The 1,791-nt window shown below is 69.3% G+C and carries 1 protein-coding gene; it reads left to right on the top strand.

Annotation, left to right across the window (positions count from 1 at the left end):
- Position 1: 1 nt before the first annotated feature.
- A partial coding sequence (gene acs, locus IEY86_RS35820; RefSeq protein WP_189136077.1) for an acetate--CoA ligase occupies positions 2-1,791 on the top strand: 1,790 nt, incomplete at its 3' end.

The raw sequence follows: 1,791 nt of genomic DNA, 5'->3' as shown, positions 1-1,791 counted from the left end.
GTTGAGCAACGAGAGCCTGGCCAACCTGTTGAAGGAGGAGCGGCGTTTCGAGCCGCCCGCCGAGCTTGCCGCGCACGCCAATGTGACCGCGCAGGCCTATGCGCGCGCCGAGGCGGACCGGCTGGGTTTTTGGGCCGAGCAGGCCGAGCGGCTGTCCTGGACCACCACCCCGCGCCAGACCCTGGACTGGTCCAACCCCCCGTTCGCCACCTGGTTCGCCGACGGCGAGCTCAACGTCGCCCACAACTGCGTCGACCGCCACGTCCACGCCGGCCTCGGCGACCGGGTCGCCATCCACTTCGAGGGCGAACCCGGCGACACCCGCACCCTGACCTACGCCCAACTCCAGACCGAAGTCGCCCGCGCCGCCCACACCCTGACCGCCCTGGGCGTACACCCCGGCGACCGCGTCGCGATCTACATGCCCATGATCCCCGAAACCGTCGTGGCCATGCTCGCCTGCGCCCGCATCGGCGCACCCCACTCCGTGGTCTTCGGCGGATTCTCCGCCGACGCACTGGCCACCCGGATCACCGACGCCGACGCCCGCGTGGTCATCACCGCCGACGGCGGCTACCGCCGCGGCAAGCCCTCCGCCCTCAAACCCGCCGTCGACGAAGCCCTCACCCGCCCCGGCACCGAAAACGTCCGCAACGTACTGGTCGTGCGCCGCACCGGCCAGGAAGTGGCCTGGACCAAAGACCGCGACATCTGGTGGCACCAGGCCCTCGACGCCCAACCCCACCAGCACACCGCGCAACCCTTCCCCGCCGAGCACCCCCTGTTCATCCTCTACACCTCCGGCACCACCGGCAGACCCAAAGGCATCCTGCACACCAGCGGCGGCTACCTGACCCAGACCGCCTACACCCACCACGCCGTCTTCGACCTCAAACCCGACACCGACGTCTACTGGTGCACCGCCGACGTCGGCTGGGTCACCGGCCACTCCTACATCGTCTACGGACCCCTGGCCAACGCCGCCACCCAGGTCATCTACGAAGGCACCCCCGACACCCCCCACCAGGGCCGCTTCTGGGAAATCATCGAAAAATACAAAGTCACCATCCTCTACACCGCCCCCACCGCCATCCGCACCTTCATGAAATGGGGCGAGCACATCCCCGCCCAGCACGACCTGAGCAGCCTGCGCCTGCTCGGCTCCGTCGGCGAACCGATCAACCCCGAAGCATGGATGTGGTACCGCCGGCACATCGGCGCCGACCGCTGCCCCATCGTCGACACCTGGTGGCAGACCGAGACCGGCGCCATGATGATCAGCCCCCTGCCCGGAGTGACCCCCACCAAACCCGGCTCCGCCCAGACCCCCCTGCCCGGCATCGCCGCCACCGTCGTCGACGACACCGGCACCGAAGTCCCCCACGGCCACGGCGGCTACCTCGTCCTGACCCAGCCCTGGCCCTCCATGCTGCGCACCATCTGGGGCGACGACCAGCGCTACCGCGAGACCTACTGGTCCCGCTTCACCGACCGCTACTTCGCCGGCGACGGCGCCAAAAAGGACGACGACGGCGACATCTGGCTCCTCGGCCGCGTCGACGACGTCATGCTCGTCTCCGGCCACAACATCTCCACCACCGAAGTCGAATCCGCCCTGGTCTCCCACCCCAAGATCGCCGAAGCCGCCGTCGTCGGCGCCAACGACCCCACCACCGGACAAGCCATCGTCGCCTTCGTCATCCTGCGCGGCACCGCCACCGAAACCGACACCCTCACCCACGACCTGCGCACCCACGTCGCCCACACCCTCGGCCCCATCGCCAAACCCCA

It is taken from the genome of Wenjunlia tyrosinilytica, assembly GCF_014646055.1.
Lineage (GTDB): Bacteria > Actinomycetota > Actinomycetes > Streptomycetales > Streptomycetaceae > Wenjunlia > Wenjunlia tyrosinilytica.
The sequence above is the reverse complement of the archived record's forward strand: the minus strand, read 5'-3'. Positions and strand labels throughout refer to the sequence as shown.